Raw genomic sequence first — 1,565 nt, forward strand, 5'->3', positions numbered from 1 at the left:
CGACACGAGCTGACGACAGCCATGCAGCACCTGTGTTCGAGTTCCCGAAGGCACCAATCCATCTCTGGAAAGTTCTCGACACGTCAAGGCCAGGTAAGGTTCTGCGCGTTGCATCGAATTAAACCACATACTCCACCGCTTGTGCGGGCCCCCGTCAATTCCTTTGAGTTTCAGTCTTGCGACCGTACTTCCCAGGCGGCGAACTTAACGCGTTAGCTTCGATACTGAGGGCCAAGTTGCCCCCAACATCCAGTTCGCATCGTTTAGGGCGTGGACTACCAGGGTATCTAATCCTGTTTGCTCCCCACGCTTTCGAGCCTCAGTGTCAGTGCTGGTCCAGGTAGCCGCCTTCGCCACGGATGTTCCTCCCGATATCTACGCATTTCACTGCTACACCGGGAATTCCGCTACCCTCTACCGCACTCTAGTAAGCCAGTTTCCAATGCCATTCCCAGGTTGAGCCCAGGGCTTTCACATCAGACTTAACAAACCACCTACGCACGCTTTACGCCCAGTAATTCCGAGTAACGCTTGCACCCTTCGTATTACCGCGGCTGCTGGCACGAAGTTAGCCGGTGCTTATTCTTCCGGTACCGTCATGACTCAGGGTTATTAACCCTAAGCTTTTCTTTCCGGACAAAAGTGCTTTACAACCCGAAGGCCTTCTTCACACACGCGGCATGGCTGGATCAGGCTTGCGCCCATTGTCCAATATTCCCCACTGCTGCCTCCCGTAGGAGTCTGGACCGTGTCTCAGTTCCAGTGTGGCTGATCATCCTCTCAGACCAGCTACGGATCGTCGCCTTGGTGGGCCTTTACCCCGCCAACTAGCTAATCCGACGTCGGCTCATCTATCTGCGTGAGGCCTTGCGGTCCCCCACTTTCACCCGTAGGTCGTATGCGGTATTAGCGTAAGTTTCCCTACGTTATCCCCCACAAATAGGCAGATTCCGACGTATTCCTCACCCGTCCGCCACTCGCCACCCAAGGAGCAAGCTCCTCTGTGCTGCCGTTCGACTTGCATGTGTTAGGCCTGCCGCCAGCGTTCACTCTGAGCCAGGATCAAACTCTTCACTTAAATTTTTCGATTCCACCTTGCGGCTTCATCAAAGCTTTGAGTGCAGACTTCGCTCCAGGCCAATTACTCAAATAGCATTTGCATGCTGTTTCAAATCTTTGGACTGTGTTACGAGAGTCTGCAAGATGGACAACCATCCACTCGCCAGACGCCCGCACAAGTCACCTGCGCACACTGTCAAAGATCCTCGGAACCGGCCTCAGCGCCTTGTTCCGTCCTCGTCACCGAAGTGCCCGAGGGAGCCGCACACTATACAGCAGTTTTCGTGAACGTCAACACCTGTCCGCGAATCTTTCTGCTGCCTCCCGATTCGTCCGAACCGCCTTCTTAGCGAAGCGTCCGTCCAACCGGGCCGCGCATCTTACAGCATCGTTTCGTTTCGTCAACCACCCGTCGAAACCGACTGCCGTACCGCGCTCCGTCCGACCTCACCATCCGTCGTCCGGGCCGCGCATCTTACAGCTTCGTTTCAGTTCGTCAACACTCA

At 55.1% G+C, this 1,565-nt stretch carries 1 rRNA gene; it reads right to left on the bottom strand.

The features are described from left to right. Positions 1-1,078: ribosomal RNA gene (locus tag ABZY20_RS37120) — 16S ribosomal RNA — on the bottom strand; the annotation flags it as partial. Positions 1,079-1,565 lie beyond the last annotated feature (487 nt).

Source organism: Streptomyces sp. NPDC006624 (assembly GCF_040611555.1).
Taxonomy (GTDB): Bacteria; Actinomycetota; Actinomycetes; order Streptomycetales; family Streptomycetaceae; genus Streptomyces.